The 24,585-nt window shown below is 46.2% G+C and carries 23 protein-coding genes, 1 tRNA gene and 1 pseudogene; 10 read left to right on the top strand and 15 right to left on the bottom strand.

Annotation, left to right across the window (positions count from 1 at the left end):
- The 3 genes from D9597_RS06990 to ypdA are packed head-to-tail and all read right to left on the bottom strand — an operon-like array spanning position 1 to position 3,317.
- Positions 1-858 carry an AraC family transcriptional regulator gene (locus tag D9597_RS06990; RefSeq protein WP_130221969.1) on the bottom strand — a complete coding sequence of 286 codons (858 nt, stop codon included), beginning with the start codon at positions 856-858 and terminating at the stop codon, positions 1-3.
- A gap of 12 nt (positions 859-870) precedes the next feature.
- Positions 871-1,605, bottom strand: a complete 735-nt coding sequence (ypdB, locus tag D9597_RS06985) for a two-component system response regulator YpdB (RefSeq protein ID WP_130221968.1) — start codon at positions 1,603-1,605, stop codon at positions 871-873.
- A gap of 14 nt (positions 1,606-1,619) precedes the next feature.
- Entirely contained in the window at positions 1,620-3,317 is a 1,698-nt protein-coding gene (ypdA, locus tag D9597_RS06980; RefSeq protein WP_130207334.1) for a two-component system sensor histidine kinase YpdA, read from the bottom strand.
- Between the two features lie 375 nt (positions 3,318-3,692).
- Between ypdA and alaC the strand changes: the two genes are divergently transcribed.
- Complete coding sequence (alaC, locus tag D9597_RS06975) at positions 3,693-4,931, top strand: alanine transaminase (RefSeq protein ID WP_000785951.1); 1,239 nt, start codon at positions 3,693-3,695, stop codon at positions 4,929-4,931.
- Between the two features lie 64 nt (positions 4,932-4,995).
- On the opposite strand, the gene ypdK is transcribed toward alaC, so the two are convergent.
- A complete protein-coding gene (ypdK, locus tag D9597_RS06970; RefSeq protein WP_010723117.1) occupies positions 4,996-5,067 on the bottom strand; it encodes a membrane protein YpdK in 72 nt (23 codons plus the stop codon).
- A gap of 322 nt (positions 5,068-5,389) precedes the next feature.
- Positions 5,390-6,310 carry a kdo(2)-lipid IV(A) palmitoleoyltransferase gene (gene lpxP / locus D9597_RS06965; protein ID WP_064526419.1) on the bottom strand — a complete coding sequence of 307 codons (921 nt, stop codon included), beginning with the start codon at positions 6,308-6,310 and terminating at the stop codon, positions 5,390-5,392.
- A gap of 351 nt (positions 6,311-6,661) precedes the next feature.
- Here lpxP and D9597_RS06960 point away from each other — a divergent pair, with 351 nt between their 5' ends.
- Positions 6,662-6,904, top strand: coding sequence for a YfdY family protein (locus D9597_RS06960; protein WP_130216891.1), 243 nt, complete (start codon positions 6,662-6,664; stop codon positions 6,902-6,904).
- A gap of 922 nt (positions 6,905-7,826) precedes the next feature.
- Here the strand turns inward: D9597_RS06960 and D9597_RS06955 are convergent.
- From D9597_RS06955 to D9597_RS06925, 7 genes are read right to left on the bottom strand one after another with little or no spacing between them, the layout of a single operon-like run.
- Positions 7,827-9,137, bottom strand: a complete 1,311-nt coding sequence (locus D9597_RS06955) for a hypothetical protein (RefSeq protein WP_130221967.1) — start codon at positions 9,135-9,137, stop codon at positions 7,827-7,829.
- Positions 9,134-9,952: a glycosyltransferase family 2 protein gene (locus D9597_RS06950; RefSeq protein WP_130207322.1), complete on the bottom strand. Its 819-nt coding sequence runs from the start codon at positions 9,950-9,952 to the stop codon at positions 9,134-9,136. The genes D9597_RS06955 and D9597_RS06950 overlap by 4 nt, the downstream gene beginning before the upstream one ends.
- A gap of 5 nt (positions 9,953-9,957) precedes the next feature.
- Entirely contained in the window at positions 9,958-10,314 is a 357-nt protein-coding gene (locus tag D9597_RS06945) for a multidrug transporter (RefSeq protein WP_130216894.1), read from the bottom strand.
- A gap of 14 nt (positions 10,315-10,328) precedes the next feature.
- Entirely contained in the window at positions 10,329-11,144 is an 816-nt protein-coding gene (locus tag D9597_RS06940; protein ID WP_130221966.1) for a TIM barrel protein, read from the bottom strand.
- A gap of 1 nt (position 11,145) precedes the next feature.
- Complete coding sequence (locus tag D9597_RS06935) at positions 11,146-11,913, bottom strand: NAD-dependent epimerase/dehydratase family protein (RefSeq protein WP_130221965.1); 768 nt, start codon at positions 11,911-11,913, stop codon at positions 11,146-11,148.
- Positions 11,901-12,938 carry a glycosyl transferase family 2 gene (locus D9597_RS06930; protein ID WP_130216897.1) on the bottom strand — a complete coding sequence of 346 codons (1,038 nt, stop codon included), beginning with the start codon at positions 12,936-12,938 and terminating at the stop codon, positions 11,901-11,903. The genes D9597_RS06935 and D9597_RS06930 overlap by 13 nt, the downstream gene beginning before the upstream one ends.
- Before the next feature lie 5 nt (positions 12,939-12,943).
- Positions 12,944-14,059 (bottom strand): FAD-dependent oxidoreductase, encoded by a 1,116-nt coding sequence (locus D9597_RS06925; protein WP_130221964.1) that lies wholly within the window; start codon positions 14,057-14,059, stop codon positions 12,944-12,946.
- A 286-nt stretch (positions 14,060-14,345) separates the two neighbouring features.
- Between D9597_RS06925 and D9597_RS06920 the strand changes: the two are divergent.
- Both D9597_RS06920 and D9597_RS23085 read left to right on the top strand, forming a co-directional pair.
- A pseudogene (locus D9597_RS06920) lies at positions 14,346-15,005 on the top strand (transposase); the annotation flags it as partial.
- Positions 15,006-15,394: 389 nt separating this feature from the next.
- The gene (locus D9597_RS23085; RefSeq protein ID WP_165383532.1) at positions 15,395-15,550 is read left to right on the top strand and encodes a hypothetical protein; all 156 of its coding nucleotides are present in this window, start codon (positions 15,395-15,397) and stop codon (positions 15,548-15,550) included.
- 150 nt (positions 15,551-15,700) lie between these two features.
- Here the strand turns inward: D9597_RS23085 and D9597_RS06905 are convergent.
- Positions 15,701-15,775 (bottom strand) — tRNA-Arg (locus tag D9597_RS06905).
- 75 nt (positions 15,776-15,850) lie between these two features.
- Entirely contained in the window at positions 15,851-16,783 is a 933-nt protein-coding gene (locus D9597_RS06900) for a formate/nitrite transporter family protein (protein ID WP_130207308.1), read from the bottom strand.
- A 78-nt stretch (positions 16,784-16,861) separates the two neighbouring features.
- Here D9597_RS06900 and D9597_RS06895 point away from each other — a divergent pair, with 78 nt between their 5' ends.
- Both D9597_RS06895 and mlaA read left to right on the top strand, forming a co-directional pair.
- Positions 16,862-17,050 carry a hypothetical protein gene (locus D9597_RS06895; protein WP_130221963.1) on the top strand — a complete coding sequence of 63 codons (189 nt, stop codon included), beginning with the start codon at positions 16,862-16,864 and terminating at the stop codon, positions 17,048-17,050.
- Between the two features lie 26 nt (positions 17,051-17,076).
- Positions 17,077-17,832, top strand: coding sequence for a phospholipid-binding lipoprotein MlaA (mlaA, locus tag D9597_RS06890; protein WP_130207304.1), 756 nt, complete (start codon positions 17,077-17,079; stop codon positions 17,830-17,832).
- 61 nt (positions 17,833-17,893) lie between these two features.
- Here mlaA and fadL read toward each other — a convergent pair whose 3' ends face one another.
- Positions 17,894-19,234, bottom strand: a complete 1,341-nt coding sequence (gene fadL, locus D9597_RS06885) for a long-chain fatty acid transporter FadL (protein WP_130221962.1) — start codon at positions 19,232-19,234, stop codon at positions 17,894-17,896.
- Between the two features lie 371 nt (positions 19,235-19,605).
- On the opposite strand from fadL, the gene D9597_RS06880 reads away from it, so the two are divergent.
- From D9597_RS06880 to sixA, 4 genes are all read left to right on the top strand, one after another.
- Positions 19,606-19,890, top strand: coding sequence for a YfcZ/YiiS family protein (locus D9597_RS06880; RefSeq protein ID WP_001296261.1), 285 nt, complete (start codon positions 19,606-19,608; stop codon positions 19,888-19,890).
- A gap of 179 nt (positions 19,891-20,069) precedes the next feature.
- The gene (fadI, locus tag D9597_RS06875; protein WP_130221961.1) at positions 20,070-21,380 is read left to right on the top strand and encodes an acetyl-CoA C-acyltransferase FadI; all 1,311 of its coding nucleotides are present in this window, start codon (positions 20,070-20,072) and stop codon (positions 21,378-21,380) included.
- Positions 21,380-23,524 (top strand): fatty acid oxidation complex subunit alpha FadJ, encoded by a 2,145-nt coding sequence (gene fadJ / locus D9597_RS06870; RefSeq protein ID WP_130221960.1) that lies wholly within the window; start codon positions 21,380-21,382, stop codon positions 23,522-23,524. Before fadI ends, fadJ begins: the two co-directional genes overlap by 1 nt.
- 202 nt (positions 23,525-23,726) lie before the next feature.
- Positions 23,727-24,212: a phosphohistidine phosphatase SixA gene (gene sixA / locus D9597_RS06865; RefSeq protein ID WP_130216911.1), complete on the top strand. Its 486-nt coding sequence runs from the start codon at positions 23,727-23,729 to the stop codon at positions 24,210-24,212.
- Positions 24,213-24,585: the final 373 nt, after the last annotated feature.

The following is a 24,585-nucleotide window of genomic DNA, read 5'->3' as shown; positions in this document are numbered from 1 at the left end:
TTAGCCCTGAAAACGTGCGCTGTACTCTCCCGGCGTCAGACCAAACTGACGCCGGAAAACGCGACAAAAATAGTCGCTATCCGGAAACCCGCAACGCTGCGCCACTTCATGAATCGACAGATGATATTTTTGCAAAATCATCCTCGCTTTTGCCATTCGTACCCAGCGAACATACTCGATAAAACGCATCGTCCCATGTTGCGCAAACAGTTTTGACAGATGATTGGGCGTGATATTAAAAAATTGCGCCACACTCTCGCGGGTGAGTGGTTGGGCGTAGTTATCCTGAACCCAGTTACAAATGCTGTGGTAGAGAAAATCGCCGCGCGGTTGCGAATTGCCCGGTGGCATGTTGACCACGTTGCGGCAAAGATGCAGCAAACTTAACACCAGTGGCTGAATGATACTCTGCTCCAGCGGCGAACGGCTGAGATGGGTGAGGGCGGTGAGCATTGCTTCACCTTCGCAGCGTTGCAGGCTGGGAAGCTGGATCTGGCGAGCAGGATGCAACAACGACGTGGTGCGGCTATCGTAAAACGATAACCCCAGCCAGGTCGGCGCAAACACCAGGCTTAACAGCATTACCGGTTTGTGGTTGACCGGTAAATTAGCCGCGCGCGCCGGAATAAACAGCATTTCTCCTTCCACCATACGCTGCTGCTTTGCTTCCAGCAGATTGCCATATTCGCCGCGCAGCACAATATCCAGTCGGGGAAAATCAATACACAAACTGCCTACCGGCAGTGAGGCGGGCAGGCAGGCAAACCAGACGCGCCCCAGTAGTTGCGGGTTAAGCACCAGGCCGCTGAACAGATCGGCGAAAAATTGTTGATCGGCGGGCAAGCCTGCTGCTTTCATGAAAGTTCCCGATTACAGATGCATTAACTGGCGGAATTCTTTAACTTTGCTGCGGCTGACTGGCACTTCAAAATCCAGATCTTTCAGCCGCAGAATATAGGTATTATTAAACCACGGTTCTATCTCGCGGATTTTGTTCAGGTTGACGCAAAACGAGCGATGGCAGCGGAAAAAGTGCGACGACGGCAGTTTGCTGCAAAACTCGGTGATGTTCATTGGCATCACATAAGATTCACGCCGCGTATAGACAAAGGTCATTTTCTCGTGCGCTTCGGCGTAGTAGATATCATTAACCGGCGTCACGATGAGGCGTTCATCTTTCACCAGATTGATGGTGTCATTCTCACGCGTTAACGGCACAGTGGGCGTACTGCTGGTTTGTTGTTGCTGCCAGGCGGCTTCCAGCTTTTGCAGCATCCCGGTAATCCGTGACTCCTGATACGGTTTGAGAATGTAGTCAAACGCCTCCAGTTCAAACGCTTCCACCGCATGTTCTTTCCACGCGGTGATAAACACAATAAACGGCTTATGGGCGAACTGGCTGATGTTTTGTGCCAGCAGCACGCCATCCAGCGACGGAATATTGATATCCAGAAAAATGGCGTCGACGCGGTTATGCTGCAAAAACTTCAACACGTCCAGACCGTCGTCAAAGGTGCCGACAATCTCCATCTGGCTGTGCTCTTTAATAAGCCAGCTAAGTTCCTGTTGTGCCAGGAATTCGTCTTCAACAATGATGACTTTCACAATATCACTCCGGCTCAAAGCAATAACGTAGCCTGTGAGGCGACAGGGGTGCGTTGGTTAGGAATGTAAAACGCAATTTCCGTTCCTGGTTCCAGGCGGCGGATATGCAGCCCCTCGCCATATAACAACTTCACGCGATGATGCACATTCAGCAGGCCGATTTTATTGCCCGGCATTTCATTCGCTTCGACCCGCTCAATCACCTTTGGATCGATGCCATGCCCGGTATCTCTTACCGCAATACGGACCCGATTACCGCACTCCGCAACGCTGATGGTGACAACCCCTTTTCCCTTGCAAGGCTGAATACCGTGGACAATGGCGTTCTCCACTAACGGCTGGATCAGCAGACTGGGAATACAGCAATTCACCTCTTCATCAATATCATAGATAACCGTCAGCTTGTCGCCAAAGCGGGCCTGCTCAATGGCGATATAGTCTTTAATTTGGTACAGCTCTTTTTTGATATCAATTTGCTCATCGTCTTTTAATTCAATGTTATAGCGCAGATAGCGCGACAAATTAAAGATTAGCTGGCGAGCAGTGTCTGGATTCAGACGAATCGACGATGAAATAGCGTTCAGAGCGTTAAACAGAAAATGGGGATTAATTTTGCTTTGCAGGGCGCGAAGCTCTGCCTTATTTGCCATTTCCCGTAGCTGCTCGGCGCGAGAAACCTCCAGTTGGGTAGAGATGATTTGCGACAAACCGACCGCCATTTCCTGTAATGATGACGTAATCTGGTGCGCGTGGCAGTAGTAAATTTTCAGTGTTCCGGTCACCACGCCTTTCTCCCACAATGGGATCACCAGCATGGAATGAATCTCTGGTGTGCGGTGGGCTTCATCATTGTTTTTAATAATGATTTTCCCGTAATTCATCGCCTGGCGGGTAGTCGGGCTAATGAAGTCATCGCCATTCTGATAGTTGTGTTCGCCCACGCCGACATACGCCAGCACATGATCGGTATTGGTAATGGCTACCGCATCGGCATGAATATCATCGCGGATAATTTCGCAAACTTTACGTAATGATTCGCTATTCACATGGCGAAACAGCGGCAGGGTTTTATTGGCGATATCCAGCGCCAGCTTGGCCTGGCGCGCGGCACTGGCTTCTTTTTCTCCCTCAACGCTTTGTACCAGCAGCACAATAAAGCCGATACAGACACTGCCGAGGATCATCGGGATACCGATTTTGGAGACGATATCCAGCCCCAGCTCAGTGGTCGGCGCCCAGACAATCACCAGAATCATGGTCAACGTTTCACAGAGCATGCCGCCGAGAATACCGACGCGCCAACGCTGCGCTTTAGGGATTTTCAGGTTGATCCAACCAGAGATGCATCCCGCCAGAATACTGGTGATAAAACAGGGGATAGCCGTCACGCCGCCGATATCAATTAAATAACGATGAATACCCGCGATTACCCCGGTAATAATGCCTACCCATGGGCCAAACAGAATCCCGCCCGACATCACCGCAATAATACGCACGTTAACCAGCGAACCTTCCACCGGTACGCCGGACCAGGTGCTGAACAAGGCGAACATCGAGAAAATGGCGGTAACAGCGAGCAGCTCTTTCGCTGAGTGCGCCGACTTGTGCAACAGCTCGCGAAACAGGCGGATACGAATGAGGAAAAACAGGCAGATAAGCATTAGCGCTGCCCGATCGAAGACCGCCAGCAGCATGTTGAATATTTCGTGCACGGGTGACTCTGAATAAGGTTTAAACCTCTATGATAGGTAACCTGAAGGCTGATGACCAGTGCGCTACTTTTGAGGAAAAACCACAAATTTAAAAGGGGATTGAAAGATAAATGGTGTACAGGCAATACATCTCTTGTCAGCATCAAGCTAATAGGTAAATTTATTGAAATTATATTGTTAATGTAATGGGTGATAATTTTCTTGTTGGCGAATCTGACTTTCCTGTTTTTAAGGTTTTGTTCCTCTTTTTTCGCATTGATAAAAATTTTCCAAAACGCTGGACAGACAGAAATTAATCAGGCTATTTTCAAAACAGCCACCATCGTGGCAGCGTCGCTCGGACGGTCCGGGCGCTAACGTTAATCTGAGGAAATTATGGCTGACACTCGCCCTGAACGTCGCTTTACGCGCATTGATCGTCTCCCGCCCTACGTTTTTAACATTACCGCTGAACTGAAGATGGCTGCGCGTCGGCGCGGCGAAGATATTATCGATTTCAGCATGGGTAACCCAGACGGCGCGACTCCGCCGCATATTGTCGAAAAATTATGTACTGTGGCGCAGCGACCGGACACACACGGTTACTCCACCTCACGCGGTATTCCTCGGTTACGTCGCGCGATTTCCCGCTGGTATCAGGAACGTTACGACGTTGAAATCGACCCGGAATCAGAAGCCATCGTCACCATCGGTTCGAAAGAGGGGCTGGCGCACCTGATGCTGGCGACGCTCGATCACGGTGACACGGTGCTGGTGCCGAATCCAAGCTACCCCATTCATATTTATGGCGCGGTGATTGCTGGTGCTCAGGTACGTTCAGTGCCGCTGGTGGAAGGTGTCGATTTTTTCAACGAACTGGAACGCGCTATTCGTGAAAGTTATCCGAAACCAAAGATGATGATCCTTGGCTTCCCGTCAAACCCAACCGCGCAATGCGTGGAACTGGAGTTTTTCGAAAAAGTAGTGGCGCTGGCGAAACGCTACGATGTACTGGTGGTCCATGACCTGGCCTATGCGGATATCGTCTACGATGGCTGGAAAGCGCCGTCAATCATGCAGGTGCCGGGCGCACGTGACGTAGCGGTCGAGTTCTTTACGCTGTCGAAAAGCTACAATATGGCGGGCTGGCGTATCGGCTTTATGGTCGGCAATAAAACACTGGTCAGCGCGTTGGCGCGCATCAAAAGCTATCACGATTACGGCACCTTTACGCCATTACAGGTTGCCGCCATCGCGGCGCTGGAAGGCGATCAGCAGTGTGTGCGTGATATTGCCGAACAGTATAAGCGTCGCCGCGATGTGCTGGTAAAAGGGCTGCATGAAGCGGGCTGGATGGTTGAAATGCCGAAAGCCTCGATGTATGTCTGGGCGAAAATCCCGGAACCGTATGCGGCAATGGGCTCGCTGGAATTTGCCAAGAAGCTGCTTAACGAAGCGAAGGTTTGTGTCTCACCCGGCATCGGCTTTGGCGACTACGGCGACACGCATGTACGCTTTGCACTGATTGAAAACCGTGATCGTATTCGTCAGGCCATCAGAGGGATTAAAGCGATGTTCCGTGCCGACGGTTTACTGCCCGCCAGCAGCAAACATATTCACGAAAACGCGGAATAAACACCATCGCCAGAAATGCAAACAGGAGCCTGATGGCTCCTGTTTTTCGTTTCGCAGTTTACTTTTAGATCATCAGGGCAAAAGTACCGGCCCAAACGATGACCATAAAAGAAATGCCCATAAAGAAATATTTCACTTTACATCTCTCCGCGTAATTACTGTTACGCCTGAATGACTTCATTACACCTGTTACAGTGAGCTGACACCCGCGGGCATCACCTCAGAATTCTGAGCATATTGGCTCGAGACGGCGCTAATGTACGCCTAAAACTAAATCGAAACAAGTGGCATTTTCTTATTTACTTTTAGTAACTTACGAGTGTCGCATATCGGCGACAGATTGATTTCTGGAAGTAATAATTCACGATTCAGCGAAGGGAAAATTCTTAAGAAAAAAGCCATAAAAACCATGATGTTATTATGGCTTATCTGAGGAGGGAAAAAGCCTGGGTTATTTGTTAAACGTATAACGAGGCTTCACCCACCGGACGCGTTTTGAAGCGGCGATGGATCCAGAGATACTGCTCTGGTGCGCGCATAATCTCTTTCTCAATAATTTTGTTCATATAGGCGGCGGCCTGAATTTCATCAGCCGGATAGCCTTCCATTTCTGGCGTAATAAACAGACGGTAACCGCTATAATCGGTTTTTCGTACCATCGTCACAGTTAGCATAGCTGCGCCAGAGAGGCGAGAGAGAACGTAGGTGCCATTGGTTGTAGCAACATTTTCTACCGCAAAGAACGGCGCGAAGGAGCTACCTTTACGACCATAATCCTGGTCAGGTGCAAACCATACGGCTTCACCTTTTTTCAGCGCACTGACAATGCCGCGCAGATTATTTCTACCGATCATCGCTTTATTGGAACGCATGCGACCACGGGTTTGTACCCATTCCATCAGTTGATTATTATGCGGACGGTAAGTTGCCATCATCGGTTGGCAAAGCCCCATTACGCGGCCACCCAACTCCAGCGACATAAAGTGCACACCGACAACCATCACGCCACGATTTTGCATTTGCGCGCGTTGCAGGTTATCCAGCCCTTCGACATCAAACCATTTACGCACGCGACGATCTGGCCAGAACCACGCCATTCCGGTTTCTACCAACGCCATTCCGAGCGAGCGAAAGTTGTCGGTAATCATCTTCTCGCGCTCTTCGGAGGAAAGCTGCGGGAAACAAAGCTCAAGGTTTTTGCGGGCGATGGATTCGCGACGTTTCAAGAACGGTCTGGCCATTGTGCCGATACGCGTGCCAAGGAAGCACAGAACAGGGTAAGGAAGTTGTACCCAAAGCCAGAGTACGCCAAGACCAAACCACGTCAGCCAGTAGCGAGGATGCAGGAACTCGCGGGAAAATTTGCATTGTGGAAACATAGTTACCTTCTGTAGATACGAATTGTTGTATCGCAGAAGATTCCATGTCTACAGCGGTACACTCAATTGATTGGGCCATCATGTACGACAATGGTTCCTGTAAAGAGTGTAAAGACTAGTCAGGACATAACCACGAGGAGCATGAATACGGTATTTCTATTTTATCACTAGCTGATTATTTTCAGCTAGTGATTATTTATTGCTCAAGTGAATATTTTTCAGTGATTTACAGTCATGTCGATAATATATTGTTTTTATTAATATTTTGCTGAAATTGCCAGTGGTTAAGAATTGTCTTACTATTGGAGCAATTGAAGTAACACGTTTTTTAGCACGGCAGGAGGTTGAGCTATGATTTATTTATGGATGTTTCTCGCCCTGTGTATCGTCTGCGTTAGCGGATATATCGGTCAGGTATTAAATGTAGTTTCTGCTGTCTCTTCATTCTTCGGCATGGTCATCCTTGCCGCACTCATTTATTACTCCACGATGTGGTTAACCAGTGGCAATGAGTTGGTCACGGGAATATTTATGTTTCTTGCACCAGCCTGCGGATTGATGATTCGCTTTATGGTGGGGTATGGAAGGCGGTAGTGGAGCGAAAATTTTAATGGCAGGTGTTCAGAGCACCAACTGAAGAGATTGTTCACCTGTGACCATCCATTTCGTGAACATATAATGCCACTTTAGAGCAATCGGCTGGACATGATCGTTATTGTTGAGTTAGTGGCCGTTTTTACGTCATTTCCGATAAAAGGTCTTTGCATAGAATTGTGTACAAACACGAAAAAAGAGAGTGTTAGAAATTCTATGGCATTTCAGTAAATTGCATTCAGAAAGGAATGACGTATGTACCGGCCCTTCGATTTTGATAAAACCCTTAGGTGCTTCAGCCCGGAGCTAACGGATGAAGACGGCATTTAGACCATTTAATCGAACAGTTAACCTCAGCTGCATTGACTGCGGAATTTGGCTCTCGTCTGGTTCAGTAGTTGGAAGCCAGATCTAAAAACGGTTCCAGTAAAAGATTATTAAAGCCACAACGGGCAGTTTCGAATGGACTACGTCACGCGACTCTAATCACTCGGTTGACTCCCAATTAGTGAAAAGGCGCCAGATAACGTTCCCCGATAAGCTCGAACGGATTATCATTCTCTTGTTGTGCCTGGGGGACGCTGCAGGATCTCTGCAGTGAGATTGAAGATTTATATGCTTTAAGCGTGCCCGCTATGACCATCATCGCCATGACAAATAAGGCCATTTCTGAGTTAAACCAGTGGCAACAACGTCCGCTGGAAAAGTTCTATCGTCTGTCTGGATGCCATTCAATATAAAATACAGAAGATGACCGTTATCAGGACAAAGCAGTTAAGACGATACAAGAGCTGAATCTGGAAAGTAAAAAGAAGTTCTGAGTCTGTATCGGCTAAAAAAAGAATCGCTAGTTTCTGGTCATTTGTATTAAGTGACCAGTAAAATTAAAGCCCCTGCTTCGGGGCATAAATCATGCAATACTTTAGTGGCAGTGAATTTCGCTAATTAAGTTTGTTGGAACAATCATAACCCAGTTTGCTGGTTTGATTTGTATGGCTGAATGTGCGTTATCAATTTTTTCAGCGTGACATATTGAATAATAAAAATGATCATTTAAAAAAATGTTTTTCTTCGCCATTTCACTTTCTGATATTAGGTCTGCATTCACAATATAAATACACAATAACACTCCGGAAATAAAATAAGATAAATAACTGATTAGCTTTGAGAAATTACATTGAGATAAACATGCTATGAACAATAAGATAGAGAGAAAGTTTGTTCCTACAAAATATCTATCGGGAAATGTAGTTTGATAGTTATTCAGGAGATCGCTAAGACCGATTCTACCAAAAACAGTCGTAACAAGACAAATGAAAAGTGCGATCGCTAAAGTAAGTAAATGTCTTTTTATTGTTATATCTTTAGTTTTAAAAATAATTGTTGTACAAAAAATAATATATACAAATGATAGGATTATCGATATTGAATCATTTAATTTTTCGTACCACGGAAATATAAATGGATAAAGGAGTAGTCGAGCCGTTACCATTTCAATAATATTATTAGGATTATAACCATAGTCACCAAGTCCACCAGAACCATTGAGTCGAGGAAGTATAAATAAAGCTAATATGACCATGGATATAGCTAAAGGTAGCATATCCTTAATTAAAATATATTTATTTTTAACATTCAATAACTTGAAGAAATAATAACCCCCTACAATTATAAATACGACAGGGTTTGTTGCGGCAGTTAACCAGATCATTATGTCAATAATAATTTTGGCAGTTTTTTTATTGACGTACTCTCTCTGTATAATAAGAGCACTCGCTATAGCTGGCATATAAAAACCAATTTGTAGCAAATGACCGATATTTTCAGATTGAGAATGACCTAAAGGCAATAAGAGAGCTATGAAGTATGCTAAAATAGAAAATAATGGATTGGATATTTTAATGATTAAATGAAAAGCCATAACGGCCATTAGACTATAGAAAAAATACGATACTATAGCTAGGGATTGCGGAAGAAGTAATAATGGGCTCCCGCTTATAATACTGCTGATTGATGTTGATACAAACAAAAAGAAAATATTAAAGAATACAAAATAATCTTCTCTGGCATTAATGAAGGTTTCTAGCCAACCATGATTCAATGCATTAGCAACCCAGACGCCATCTTCCGCATAAAGCCAGGGGTTGATGATTGGAGTCGTATAACGCATAGCCAAAATTAGCATGCCAAATATTATTAAAATAATATAACTGCTGATGTTTATATTTCTCATTTTCCTTTTCTCTGATTATAAAATCCAAAACACGCTTTAAATAAGACAATCAATACGGAAAAATTTCCTTTGATTCCATTTATTTTTGTAGGTATTTCACCTTTAGGATAACGACGAATGGTCGGAATTTCTAAGCAACGATAACCAAGTTGTGGGACTCGGTATGAAAGATATGCCAGTAGTTCATAAGATGAGAAAATATCTCGGAACGGTGCAACACGCTCGTCAAGCAACATTTTACTACTATAACCCCTAAATCCTTGAGTGGTATCTGTCCATTTAAATCCTGAAAAGAAACTAAGCATAGGCGCATGGATAAAACGTATTGCAATATCTCGGGTGAGAGGAGTATTTTCTGCTAAACCACCATTAAGGAAACGAGACGCTTGGACGAAATGTACACCATTTTTTAGAGCTGTGATAAATTGTGGAATAGCTACAGGATCATCTTTGTCATTTCCATCAATAGTCACAATGCCTTCATAACCTCGCTCAAGAGCAAAAGCATAGGCACATCTTAGCTGTGCGCTTAGCTTACCCGGTGCTGTTTTCAGTATTAGACCACGAACGCCTTTTTCCTGTAGGATATTGGGATTCAGAGAACCATCGGTGCTACCACCATCAACAATAATTATATCCGCATAAGTTGATACATTTATGGCAGCCATTCTTGCTAATAGGTTATGTATACGATTGCCTTCGTTAATTACGGGGATAACGACGCAATAATTGTGTTTTTTACCAAGCCACATTTGGTTTTCGTAGGCAGGGACTTGCCATTTGGCGCGAAGTGTTTGAGATATGAATTCAGTCATAATGTTTACTTAACTTTAAGGGTAATAAGGGCGACACCACTCATCACCAACAGAATTCCAGTAATGGTAGACCAGTAAACTGGTTCGCGGAAAATAATGACAGAGAATAATGCGACACAGGCAATTGCACCAGAGGTCAGTATTGGGTGTGCTACATTCAAAGGTAAAAATGCCAGTGTAACAGCATATAACAAAAAGGCAATTCCATATAGAAATATCCCTAACCATAATGGCCAATTTGCAAGCGCGGCAAGAGGTTCAGCCAGACTTGGGAGCCTTCTGGGAGGGGTTATTGCTAATTTTATAAGAACACTGGCCGAGGCATTAGAAAATATGCCAAGAATTAAAATGAGCCACTTCATGCTATTCCCCCTTTCTACTGGCGATAATGAGAAATTGCGAAATCAAGAGCATCCTCAATAGAGGAGAGCGAATGCTTATTTTGTGGATCGAGCATTTCGATTGTTGCAATAGAGTTCGGTAATGCGTGATAGAGAGCATTAGCAATATGTGTATGGTTCGCACCACTACAGCCTAAAGGAGCCAGATCTGGTTCACTGAGATGAATATGACCTATAATGTCAGCGTCTTGCTGAAGGATATCATTAATATTTTCTTTGTTAATTATGATGGCACCAGTATCCAGCTGCATTTTAATTGCTGGGTGATTTACTTGCCGAACAACAAAAGCAGTTTCAGCACTGTCAATCATAAAGTTTGCCCCGTAACAGACTGGGTTAGGTTCAAGGCAAAAATAAACGCCTTCTTGCCGTGCAATATCACCAAGATGATTAAAGAAATTTATTGCAGTTTCAATAGTGATACTATCTGATAATCCCTTTCGGTCGCGGTTTTTAGGTGATCCAAACACTAATGCTGGAATTCCTAAACCAGCAGCAATACGACTGATAGCCTGTAAGTGAACCAACATTTTTTTTTGTACTTCGTTGGTTGAAAAAAGATTTAACCCTTGGGTTCCAAATAATAATGATTGCATGCCAACTAATGAAATTCCATTGTCATGCCAGTAATTACGAACGGCAAATATTTCGCGTTCACTAGCATCTAACGGATTGGGGAAGTATTTCCCAGGGACAATGTCTATTGCATCAATCTGTCTGGAATGTAGTAGGTGACAGATAGAATCATCATTGGTTATATTCCAGGCCAAACCTGAGATTGAAAGTCTCATTTTAATTACTGCCTATTTCAGATTGTGCATAAGCGCGTATTGCCATCAATGATTCACGACGGTTATACTGATAGTCATGATCGTTAGTAAATAGGTGGCTATGGCAACTTTTCATATCGTAATATCCAGGTTTATCCTGAATGTGATTGCAAAACTCGAAGCCAAAACTATGTTGTGCTATATCAGCGACGCTTATTGGTGCCGCAGTCAAATGTACCAGTGATAATTTATGTTGTAGCGCAATGTTAATGTCATGCCACAAGTTGATCATCGGGTAAAATTGAAAAACACTACGACTTTCAATTTGTAAAATATTATTTTTATGCAAAAAATCATAGATAATGTTTTTTTTGAGACCTGGCCCAACGAGGCCTGGTAATCGTATAATTAGATTGTCAGGGAATTGTTTGCTAACAAATTGTTCTAAATAATATCTGTGTGCACCATAAGCATGCAATCCTTCTGTTTCGATTGATGTAGTCTCATCAACATTAACTGGATCTTTAAATACATCCACAGTACTAATCAAAATAAATTTTTGACAAGATATGGTTTTTAATTTTTCAATTAGGTTATTGATTTTTTTTATGTCGTCGGCAGGATCTTTATTTGCAAGCCATTTTTGTGCAGGGGCACCGGCACAAACTACAGTATCAAATGTTTTTCCAACAATTTCGTCGATGTTGGTTGAGCGATATAGTGCATCGAAACGACGTTGTCTTAATAAAGTTGTACCGACAAAACCGGAATATCCAATCAATGCGTCCATTCTTCCCCCATAGCCTGTGGTGTTAAACCATCACGACCAGTTTGTACATAATTAGACTCTGGTGACAGAGAAGTGTGCATAACATTAAACCTATCGGTATTAACCATGACCTCACTTGTTCGTTCATAAACCACTGCATACTCTGCCTGTGAGTTGCTTTCATCCAGCAGGCGTCCCAAATACTCGCCAAAAAAAGCCATCATGACGAACTGAATTATAAATAATGAAGTTACAACTAATATAGACGTTGTCCAGCCTTCAACAACAAGTCCACTGAACAGATGGATCAACACGCTATAACAAGCAAATAGAAAACCTGCAAGACTTCCGCCGAAACCGAGAATAGACATCCAACGTAGCGGCTTCGTGGAGTTAAATATTACCAAGTGCATCAATCGATGCAATGATTTTACTACCCCGGCGCCCTCTGATTGTTTCAGAGGTTTGTAGATGAGGGCTTCGGCTGGATAGCCGGTTTTGTGAATACGAAGATAGAATTGGTGGTGAAATCGCCCGATTCGAGTAACGGCATTTACAGCGCGACGGCTTAAACAACGTAACCCCGTTGAGTTAGAAGGAATCTCATAATCTATGGTGCGCAATGCAACATTCATGAGTCGACGAAGTATCCGATAACGTAGTGAACGAACGCTATTCGAGACACCAATTACGACATCGGCACCTTCACGACATTTGTTAACACTTTGAGGTACGACTTCTACCGGATCGGCCAGTGGATTCCATAAAACAACAAAATCACCGATAGCACTTTCTAATCCAGCCGCTAACGCAACATCATGAAATACGGGAGTGGATAGCTGGATTATTCGTACACAAGGAATATCCTTCAACACACGATCTTCTACCTGTGCACTAGTATTGTCTAACCCCGGTGCTATAACGACTAATTCGTAATCACTGTATAGCGTATCCAGAAGTGAGGCTAGTTTAGATAAAGGAGTATAGATATCATTCAAGTGGTCTGGAATGACAATAACGACTGATACAAAAGATTCACTTTTCATTTTTATCAACTCAACTCGATCACGCGTTCTATTTCATGTAGAGCATCATAAATATTGTCAATTTTCCCACCCATCACGCAGTGAAGCCCCTTCAATATATAATTCGGGCGAAATAAAATTGGGCGAGAATCATCGCTATCACTTCGTGGAAGGATTGTTTTTACTTCCCAGATAGAGCTTTGATATTGGCATTCACTCAAACAAGGGATATAACGCGTGGCATCTCTTATCATATGCCCCCAGGCCGAATGCCGTTCATTCAGTTCATACTTTCTATATGCATCCTCGTAAGGTTTATTTGGTCTGTCATTCCATTGGTAATGGGGGGTGTATCGAACATGGCTGAAGGAATGTAGTTGAGCTGGTGGGAATGGCATAACAGAAAAAAATGGGCCACACATTAGTGTTAACCCCATTTTTTTTAGCTCGTCTGGAACAGTTACAAGGCACATTTCCGTCATTTCATGACGAAGGGGAATTAATGTAAGCTCAGAGCCATTCAAGAGATAATTAATTCTTGAATAAGTACAATTGAAAAGATGATCAACATAGCTAATATCTGGTTGTCCAGATATTGTTGTGATTACCTCTAACCCCTCACCAGATTTGCTAACTTTTTCAACAACCGCGTCCGTTACAATAGTAACTTTTGCCGCTGAAAGCCGTTGTAGCATTGTATTACGCAGCTTATGGGAATCAAATGCATACTCACGGGTGGTAAACACCGCATCGATAAGTACAGGATTAATCAAACGTTTCACTGACGGAGGAGCATCTTCACATTCAGCACCTATACGTTGACAAAATCGGCTAAATTGTGCACCTGTTATTTTACTTAACGCACCTGCAACAAGGTAATATTTGGCAAAATCATCTTCAATGCAGTCGCGAAATTCAGTAACAAAACGGGGGAAAGAGATACGAGAGCGTAACGCTGTCAAGATGCTGCGTGGATAATGATAGCCATTGTGCACTCGAGCCTGATTAACATAGGATGCTCGGGACATGAGTTCTTGACTTTTCTCATAAACTGTAACTTTACAACCCTTCAATGCAAGTTGTTCTGCCAGATACAAACCAAAAAAACCGCCTCCTGCGATTGCAATATTTTTACTCCCCATAATCGAAACCTCCGAAAATACGTTAAAACTAGAAGTATTAATATTGGTAAGTATTAATGTTTATAAGTATTAACGTTGATAAGTATTAATGTTGATAAGCATTAATGTTGGTAAGTTTGGGCGTACAAAAATTTAACTGCGGTTATATTTTTAGATTATCCTTAATATTGGGATAATACTTAATTCGTTAGATGAATGGAAGTCTATTGTGAATTTTAGTGGTTTATTTAATTTGTTCATCTGAACAGAGGTGATATGCTCACCTCAGAACAATACAGGTGCACAAATGAAAAGCCGAAAATCTAGTCCTGAATTCAAACGCGAATCCGCTCAACTGGTTGTTGTCCAGAACTAAACGGTGGCAGATGCCGCCAAAGCTATGGATGTCGGCCTTTCCACAATGACAAGATGGGGCAAACAACTGCGTGATAGCGTCAGGGAAAAACACCAAAAGCCTCCCCAATAACTCCGGAACAAATCGAAATACGTGAGCTAAAGAAAAAGCTACAACGAATTGAAATGGAAAACGAAATATTAAAAAAGGCTACCGTGCTCTTGATGTCGGACTATCTTAACAGTTCTCGATAATCGGGAAACTCAGGGCGCGTTATCCTGTGGTCACTCTCTGCCACGTGTTCGGGGTTCATCGCAGTAGCTACAAATACTGGAAAAACCGTTCTGGAAAACCAGGCGGCAGACGGGCTGTATTACGCAGTCAGGTACTGAGCTACATAGCATCAGCCACGGTTCGGCAGGAGCAAGAAGCATCGCCACAATGGCAACCCAGAGAGGCTATCAGATGGGGCGCTGGCTTGCTGGCAGACTTATGAAAGAGTTGGGACTGGTCAGTTGCCAGCAGCCGACTCACCGGTACAGGCGAGTCGGTCATGAACATGTTGCTATCCCTAACTATCTTGAACGGCAGTTCGCCGTGACAGAGCCAAATTAAGTGTGATGTGGCGACGTAACGTATAGTGTGCCCGGAGTTCAGGGCGAGCATGGAGGCTCAAATAAACCACGAGTCTGTCTGGAATATTGAACCGATAACTCACGATGAGAAACCCAACAATCCCACCGGGGGTGATGGGGGAGAACCTGAGCGGCAGTGACCTGCGGCATGCCCGCAGGGTGATGTAACCCGCTGACAACGGGGATTGAAGCGAGATCACTAAGCCAGGATGATCCTCAAGGTTGAGTGCTGAAAGGCTGAAGAACATTAACTCGTTAATCCGCCTCTGTGGGTTGAAAACGTCACCACGGCCTACGTGATCTGACAGGCCGTGCAGAAGTAACGGGCAGTGATATGTAAGCACTGCCCGTCGAAGGTGTTTTGACATGTATGCGAAACACCTGGACAGCAGCGTCCATCACGTTCGCGTTGCTGACTTCTGCCAACTTGCGGCAAGCAAGGATAAAGAGTGCGATGGGCAGCCTCCTCAGTTTTTCTTTCGGCTTTGCTGCTTCAATCTGTTTAACGGTATGCATGGGTAAAAATCCGGTGGGTAAAATAACTTTATCCACTTTTTACCCGTCATGGAGTGCGGCTGTTACGATCTGACTCGGACCATGACGAACGGTGGATTCGGAAGGCTTGATATTCAGGGGATTTTGCGGACTGGTACGGATGGGGCGAACTGATACTGGTGTCCCCTGCAGGAATCGAACCTGCAATTAGCCCTTAGGAGGGGCTCGTTATATCCATTTAACTAAGAGGACAGCGCGGCATGAGTATACCCGCTAATGGACTGCGGGGTAAGTACACTGCCGCTCGATTGCTTAAACGCTCGCCACTCATGCCGGATTTTTATCATTTTTCTTAATGTTTTCCGCACGTTCTGCTTTCTGACGTGCTTCTTCTTTTCGCTTATTGCTCATGTCGTTGCGAATTTGCGCATGACTCATCAACGCGAAGATAAAGGTGCCGCCACAGATGTTTCCCGCCAGAGTGGGAAGCGCAAATGGCCAGACAAAATCGCTCCAGTGTAGTGTGCCGTTAAATACCAGATAGAGGATCTCTACGGAACCGACAACGATATGAGTGGTGTCTCCCAGGGCGATAAGCCAGGTCATCAAAATAATCACTACTATTTTTGCCGCACCCGCCGCCGGAAACATCCATACCATAGTAGCTATTAGCCAGCCGGAAATGATCGCATTGGCAAACATCTCGCTGGGCGAGTTCTTCATCACATCCATGCCGATTTTGACAAACGCATCGCGGGTTTCTTCATCAAAAATAGGCATATACTCAAAAGCCCACGCCGCAATACCCGTTCCCAGAATATTACCTAACAGAACAACGCCCCAAAGTCGCAGCAATAAACCAACATTGCCCATTGTCGGTTTTTGCATTACGGGCAGTACCGCAGTAACTGTATTCTCGGTGAATAATTGCTGGCGTGCCATAATAACGATAATAAAACCAAAGGTATAACCGAGATTCTCCAGCAAGAAACTCCCCGGCACGCCTTCCAGTTCGACATGAAAGATCCCTTTTGCCAGTAGCGACGCCCCCATCGACAGACCTGCTGCAATAGCTGACCACAGTAGCGCCATTGCGTCGCGTTCCAGCTCTTTTTCGCCGTCCTGACGAATATGTTCGTGGATAGCCATTGCCCGGGAAGGGAGCCGATCTTCATCTATTTCAATTTTTTTTCCGCGCTCTTTTTCTTCACTCTCGACTTCAATTTCGTCACTGTGTTTATCAATTTTATCGTTATCCATGGTGAGTTCTCTTGATTAGCACGTATAGCTAAAGCGTAGCGGCTTTTTTGCTCGCAACTGGCGGGAGTTACTCTGAAAATGAATAAAAGGCAACGTTTGCCTTTTTCTGTTTCTATAGAATCAAGTAGCCTACAGGTCGGTGATTACCAGGCTATGATCAAATCAGCAAAACAGGGCGTATGGACATCATTTGGCGTGCTGTTACAATCGCCCACACCTAAACAGGCGGATACGGTATCGTTCCGTCATGGATGGCAAACTGCATAAGCCATAAAAAAAACAGGGAGACATTTATGAAGCTTCGCCTGTCGGCGCTTGCTCTGGGAACTACGCTTCTGGTGGGGTGTGCGAGTTCCGGAACAGATCAGCAAGGGCGTTCTGACCCGTTAGAAGGGTTCAACCGCACTATGTACAATTTTAACTTCAATGTGTTAGACCCGTATGTGGTTCGACCGGTGGCTGTCGTGTGGCGTGATTATGTTCCGCAACCGGCACGTAATGGGTTAAGCAACTTTACTGGCAACCTTGAAGAACCTGCAGTGATGGTTAACTACTTCCTGCAGGGCGACCCTTATCAGGGGATGGTCCACTTTACCCGCTTTTTCCTGAACACTATTTTGGGGATGGGCGGTTTTATTGATGTTGCAGGGATGGCGAATCCGAAACTGCAACGAACGGAACCTCACCGTTTTGGTAGCACGCTCGGTCACTATGGCGTGGGGTATGGGCCTTATGTTCAGTTACCGTTCTACGGTAGCTTCACGCTGCGTGATGACGGCGGTGATATGGCTGATGGCCTCTATCCAGTACTTTCGTGGTTGACCTGGCCGATGTCGGTAGGTAAATGGACACTTGAAGGTATCGAAACGCGTGCGCAACTGCTGGATTCTGATGGCCTGCTTCGTCAGTCGTCCGATCCTTACGTCATGGTGCGCGAGGCGTACTTCCAGCGTCATGATTTCATCGCCAATGGCGGAGAGCTCAAACCGCAGGAAAACCCGAACGCGCAAGCGATTCAGGATGATTTAAAAGATATCGATTCTGAATAAGAAGCCAATAAAAAAGGTGAGTTGAAAAACTCACCTTTTTTGTTATTAAACTAACGTGTTATTAGAACGCGTAGTTAAAGTTAGTACCGAACAGCCAGGCTTTACCTTCAGATTCGAACTGATACGGGCCTTCGTTGATCTTCACGCTCTGACCGTGCATATAAGAGACACCAACATCAACAGATGCATCTTTATTAAATGCATATGTCGTACCTGCGCTCAGCCAGAAACGGTCCTGATCCGGAATGGAAATCGAACGGTTCTGTGCCGGAACGGGGCTGTCATCGAAGGCGATACCGGTACGGAAGGTCCAGTTATCATCGTAGTAATAAGTGGTACCCAGTGCGATGCGGTAAGCATCTTTAAAGCCTTCATGCTTCTGGAACAGCGTATCACCGCTGGTGGACGTAGCTTTCAACTCCTGGAATTGACTCCAGCTGGTGTAAGCCAGACTATAGTGAATCGCCCACTGCGGCGCGACACGGTTATAACCAGACACTTCCCACATTTCAGGCAGATTTAGCGTCAGATAACCTGACTGCGTAGCTCCGCCCGTAGCCGTTGGCAGACCGAAATTGTAGTTGTTAATAGCAATTGGCAGATCGCTACTGTAGTTACCTTTGAAGTCAATTTTAACTTCAGAACGGTAGGTCAACGCGTAGCGATTATTTTTATCCAGTTCATACAGGATGCCGGCATTCCAGCCAAAGCCCCATTTGTTACCATTCAGATGGGCAATTTTCTCATCGCTTGGGATACTATTAGCCATGCCTGCCAGTTGCTGTCCTTGTAGAGTCGCCCCGGCGGGAGATTGCATAATCTGACCAGCAACCAGTTGCCCCAGATCGCCCGCGAAACGTTCAATTTTCGCACGAGCATAGACGGCGTTCAGACCAAGACCGAAACTCCAGGCGTTGTTTAAGCGGTAGGCACCGCTTAAGTTCATGTTCACGGTTTCAAGGTCAGTTGTACCGCCGACAGAACCGCCTGCATAAGTGTCGTTAAATTCTGTTGCCAGACCATAGTTAGAGGTAATGGAAGCCCCCCAACCAAATTGGTCATTAATCGGCGCAACAAAGTGTGCGTTCGGAACCCATGCCGTAGGTGCGATGTTATCTGCGTCGAGGCTACGACCAGACGGAGAAGTTCCGCTGATATTCACATCCGGATCAATATAAACCGCGCCCGCTGAAAAAGTTGGGCGGTCAAACATGGTAATCAACGCGGGGTTACGGCTGACGTTACCGGCATCATCGGCAATTGCGCCTTCCCCTGAATAAGCCCGGCCCAGGCCTGAGGAAGAAAATTCGTTTAGCTGAAAGCCTGCCGACCAGGCCTGGGTGGAGATAAGTGCCACTGCGACTGCGATAGCAGACTTTGTAAACAGGGTTTTCTGGCTCATGACCATAACCTCAATAATTTATTTTTATACAAACTATGTTACGTGCTGTAACAGGAGCGCGAAGTGTAGGGTCTGATGTACATCTTAGAAATCAGACCAGTGGCGAGAGTATAGGTCGGACCAGATGGAATGTTGCAAGTATGTTTCTATGTTTTTTCAAATATGATCTAAGAAACGCGATCCAGCTGGCAAAATTTGGAGGTGGCGCACTCATAGATTTGGGTGAATTTTGTTTTAGATCATTTTTAAGTGTGATTTCGGTCACTTATCCGATTTTGCAGAATTAACAACTGGAGTGGCACTTTTCAGAAGCGTAAAATATCCGCAACGTTTATCTGGCACCTTAGGTGCACATACAGAGGAAATCAACGATGAGTAAATGTAGTGCTGATGAAACCCCGGTTTGCTGCTGTATGGATGTTGGCACCATTATGGACAACTCCGACTGCACCGCGTCTTACAGCCGCGTGTTTGCAAACCGCGCAGAAGCAGAACAAACGCTGGCGGCGCTGACTGAAAAAGCCCGTAGCGTGGAATCCGAACCGTGCAAAATCACCCCGACTTTCACTGAAGAGTCTGACGGTGTGCGCCTGGATATCGATTTCACTTTTGCCTGCGAAGCTGAAATGCTGATCTTCCAGCTGGGTCTGCGTTAATTCCTCTCGGGTACGTACGCCCCTGCCAGCAACAGGCAGGGGCGTTTTCTTTTCTTTCTCCTGTCTTCACTGTGTCATAGCTCCCACTTTCCCTTTTCTCCGCTTGGCTAAATGTAAAAAAATGGTTAAGACTATGATCAGGTCAGACCACTTTATATTTTTTTTTACAGGGGAGTGTTATGGGTCAGGTTTTACCGCTGATTACCCGTCAGGGCGATCGTATCGCCATCGTTAGCGGGTTACGTACGCCTTTTGCCCGCCAGGCGACGGCTTTTCATGGCATTCCTGCTGTTGATTTGGGGAAGATGGTTGTGGGCGAATTGCTGGCACGCAGCGAAATTCCCGCAGAAGTGATTGAGCAACTGGTCTTCGGTCAGGTTGTGCAAATGCCGGAAGCGCCCAACATTGCGCGTGAAATTGTTCTCGGTACTGGAATGAATGTGCATACCGATGCTTACAGCGTCAGCCGCGCTTGCGCTACCAGTTTCCAGGCGGTTGCAAACGTTGCAGAAAGCCTGATGGCGGGAACTATTCGAGCGGGGATTGCCGGCGGGGCAGATTCCTCTTCCGTATTGCCAATTGGCGTCAGTAAAAAACTGGCGCGCGTGCTGGTTGATGTCAACAAAGCTCGAACCATGAGCCAGCGCCTGAAACTTTTTTCTCGCTTACGTTTGCGTGACTTAATGCCGGTGCCTCCGGCAGTGGCGGAATACTCCACTGGATTACGGATGGGCGACACCGCCGAACAAATGGCGAAAACGTACGGCATCACCCGTGAACAGCAAGATGCGTTGGCCCACCGTTCGCATCAACGTGCCGCCCAGGCGTGGTCAGACGGTAAATTAAAAGAAGAAGTCATGACCGCTTATATCCCGCCTTATAAACAGCCTCTTGCGGAAGATAATAATATTCGCGGCAATTCCACGCTTGCCGATTACGCAAAGCTGCGCCCGGCGTTTGATCGCAAACACGGAACGGTAACGGCGGCAAACAGTACGCCGCTGACCGATGGCGCGGCAGCGGTGATCCTGATGACTGAATCCCGGGCGAAAGAATTAGGGCTGGTGCCGCTGGGATATCTGCGCAGCTACGCATTTACCGCTATTGATGTCTGGCAGGACATGCTGCTCGGTCCGGCCTGGTCAACACCGCTGGCGCTGGAACGTGCTGGTTTGACAATGGCCGATCTGACGTTGATTGATATGCACGAAGCGTTTGCCGCCCAGACGTTGGCCAATATTCAGTTGCTTGGCAGCGAACGTTTTGCTCGCGACGTACTGGGGCGTGCACATGCCACTGGCGAAGTTGACGATAGCAAATTTAACGTGCTTGGCGGCTCGATTGCTTATGGCCATCCCTTCGCGGCTACCGGCGCGCGGATGATTACTCAGACCTTACATGAACTGCGGCGTCGCGGCGGTGGGTTTGGTTTGGTGACTGCCTGTGCTGCAGGTGGGCTTGGCGCGGCAATGGTTGTGGAGGCGGAATAATGGAAATGGCATCAGCGTTTACCCTCAGCGTCCGTCTGGACAACATTGCCATTATCACCATTGATGTTCCCGGCGAGAAAATGAATACCCTGAAGGCGGAATTTGCCTCGCAGGTGCGCGCCATTATTAAGCAACTCCGTGAAAACAAAGAGTTGCGCGGCGTGGTGTTTGTCTCCGCTAAACCAGACAACTTCATTGCTGGCGCAGACATCAACATGATCGGTAACTGCAAAACGGCGCAAGAAGCGGAAGCACTGGCGCGGCAGGGCCAACAGTTGATGGCGGAGATTCATGCTCTGCCTGTTCCGGTTATTGCCGCTATTCACGGCGCTTGCCTGGGGGGCGGGCTGGAGCTGGCGCTGGCATGTCATGGCCGTGTCTGTACTGACGATCCTAAAACTGTGCTCGGTTTGCCGGAGGTTCAGCTTGGATTATTGCCAGGTTCAGGCGGAACTCAGCGTTTGCCACGCCTGACAGGTGTCAGCACAGCATTAGAGATGATCCTCACCGGAAAACAACTTCGGGCGAAACAGGCATTAAAGTTGGGGCTGGTGGATGACGTCGTTCCGCACTCCATTTTGCTGGAAGCCGCTGTTGAGCTGGCAAAGCAGGATCGTCCATCTTCCCGCCCTCTACCTGTACGCGAGCGTATTCTGGCGGGGCCGTTAGGTCGTGCATTGTTGTTCAAAATGGTAGGCAAGAAAACAGAGCAAAAAACTCAGGGTAACTATCCAGCGACAAAACGCATTCTTGACGTTATTGAAACCGGTTTAGCGCAGGGGACCAGCAGTGGCTATGACGCCGAAGCTCGGGCGTTTGGTGAACTGGCGATGACGCCGCAATCGCAGGCGCTGCGCAATATCTTTTTTGCCAGTACTGAAGTGAAGAAAGATCCCGGCAGTGATGCTCCTCTTGCGCCATTAAACAGCGTGGGGATTTTAGGCGGCGGGTTGATGGGCGGTGGAATTGCCTACGTTACTGCCTGTAAAGCGGGTCTGCCGGTAAGAATTAAAGATATCAATGCCCAGGGCATAAATCATGCGCTGAAATACAGTTGGGAGCAGCTGGAGGGTAAAGTGCGCCGTCGTCATCTCAAAGCCAGCGAACGCGACAAGCAACTGGCTTTAATTTCGGGGACGACGGATTACCGTGGCTTTGCCCATCGAGATCTGATTATTGAAGCGGTGTTTGAAAATCTCGAATTAAAACAGCAGATGGTGGCAGAAGTTGAGCAAAACTGCGCTTCTCATACCATTTTTGCCTCGAACACGTCCTCTTTACCGATTAGCGATATTGCCGCGCACGCCACGCGACCAGAGCAAGTTATCGGCCTGCATTTCTTCAGCCCGGTGGAAAAAATGCCGCTGGTGGAAATCATTCCTCATACGGGGACATCGGCGAAAACCATCACCACCACGGTAAAACTGGCGAAAAAACAGGGCAAAACGCCGATTGTGGTAAAGGATAAAGCTGGGTTTTATGTCAATCGCATCCTGGCGCCGTATATTAATGAAGCTATCCGCATGTTGACCGAAGGCGAACGTGTTGAGCATATTGATGCCGCGCTGGTGAAATTTGGTTTTCCGGTGGGGCCAATCCAACTTTTGGATGAGGTAGGAATTGATACTGGGACTAAAATTATTCCTGTACTGGAAGCAACTTATGGAGAACGTTTTAGCGCGCCTGCAAATGTTGTTTCTTCAATTTTGAATGATGATCGCAAAGGCAGAAAAAATGGCCGAGGTTTCTATCTTTATGGCCAAAAAGGGCGTAAAAGCAAAAAACAGGTCGATCCCGCCATTTACCCGCTAATTGGTGTACAAGGGCAGGGGCGACTCTCCGCACCGCAGGTTGCTGAACGGTGTGTGATGTTGATGCTGAATGAAGCAGTACGTTGTCTGGACGAGCAGGTTATCCGAAGTGTGCGTGACGGGGATATTGGCGCGGTATTTGGAATAGGCTTCCCACCGTTTCTTGGTGGCCCGTTCCGATATATCGATGCTCTCGGCGCGGGGGAAGTCGTTGCAACAATGCAACGACTGGCCACGCAGTATGGTTCTCGTTTTACCCCTTGCGAGCGTTTATTAGAGATGAGCGAGCGCGGGGAAAGTTTTTGGAAAACAAGTGCAACTGACCCTCAATAAAAGGGTCAAAGCTATATGAATCCGCGCTGAATGGCGGAGGGTTGGTCAAAATGTAAACGCATGTTGACTATACTTGCGCCATTGAGGTAAAAAACAGCGTTTCATTCGGTGAATGGATAAGGCACAATGCCGGCCACCGCCTTGTTTCTCTGGTTTCAGATGAAACAAGGCGGGCGAATCTGGTTAACAAAAGCGGTGCAATATGCAAGTTTTTATCATGCGTCACGGCGACGCAGCCCTCGATGCCGCCAGTGATTCGGTTCGTCCTCTGACCACTAACGGTTGTGACGAATCTCGCCTGATGGCGAACTGGTTGAAAGGTCAAAAAGTGGAAGTCGAACGTGTTCTGGTGAGCCCGTTCCTGCGAGCCGAGCAAACACTGGAGGAAGTAGGTGATTGTATGAACCTGCCTTCCAACGTGGAAGTTCTGCCGGAGTTGACACCCTGCGGCGATGTAGGGCTGGTCAGTGCATATTTACAGGCGCTGACCAACGAAGGTGTCGCTTCGGTACTGGTTATCTCCCACTTACCGTTAGTCGGGTATCTGGTTGCCGAGTTATGTCCGGGCGAAACGCCGCCTATGTTTACCACTTCGGCCATTGCCAGCGTAACGCTTGATGAAAGCGGAAAAGGCGAGTTCAACTGGCAGATGAGCCCGTGTAATTTGAAAATGGCAAAAGCAATCTGATGTGATCGTAAAGTGCCCGATGGCGCAAGCTATCGGGCCTGAATTGTTCATACCTTATTGAAATTCTCCCCATAACGATGCAGATGGCATCTTTTTAGCGTTTAATCGCCGATTTGCATAAAGTTACATCTAGAAATATTCATTACCTTTTCTTGTATTTTATTTCCAGAGTTAACCACTGTGAACGCAGAATAAGAGAGTAGAAAAGAGATATTTTTTGGTCTTGATTTTATATTAATTATAGTGTTTTAATATTGTATCGGCAAAAAATAAAAATACAATCGTGTTATTTGTTGTTGGTTGTTTTTTGCTCTTTAATCATTCACTCCATGATGTGTTTATACCATATTTTAGTCATTTATCACGTAATTCC

The organism is Escherichia sp. E13S3, from assembly GCF_004212325.1.
Lineage (GTDB): Bacteria > Pseudomonadota > Gammaproteobacteria > Enterobacterales > Enterobacteriaceae > Escherichia.
This window is presented reverse-complemented; position numbering and strand designations above follow the sequence as displayed.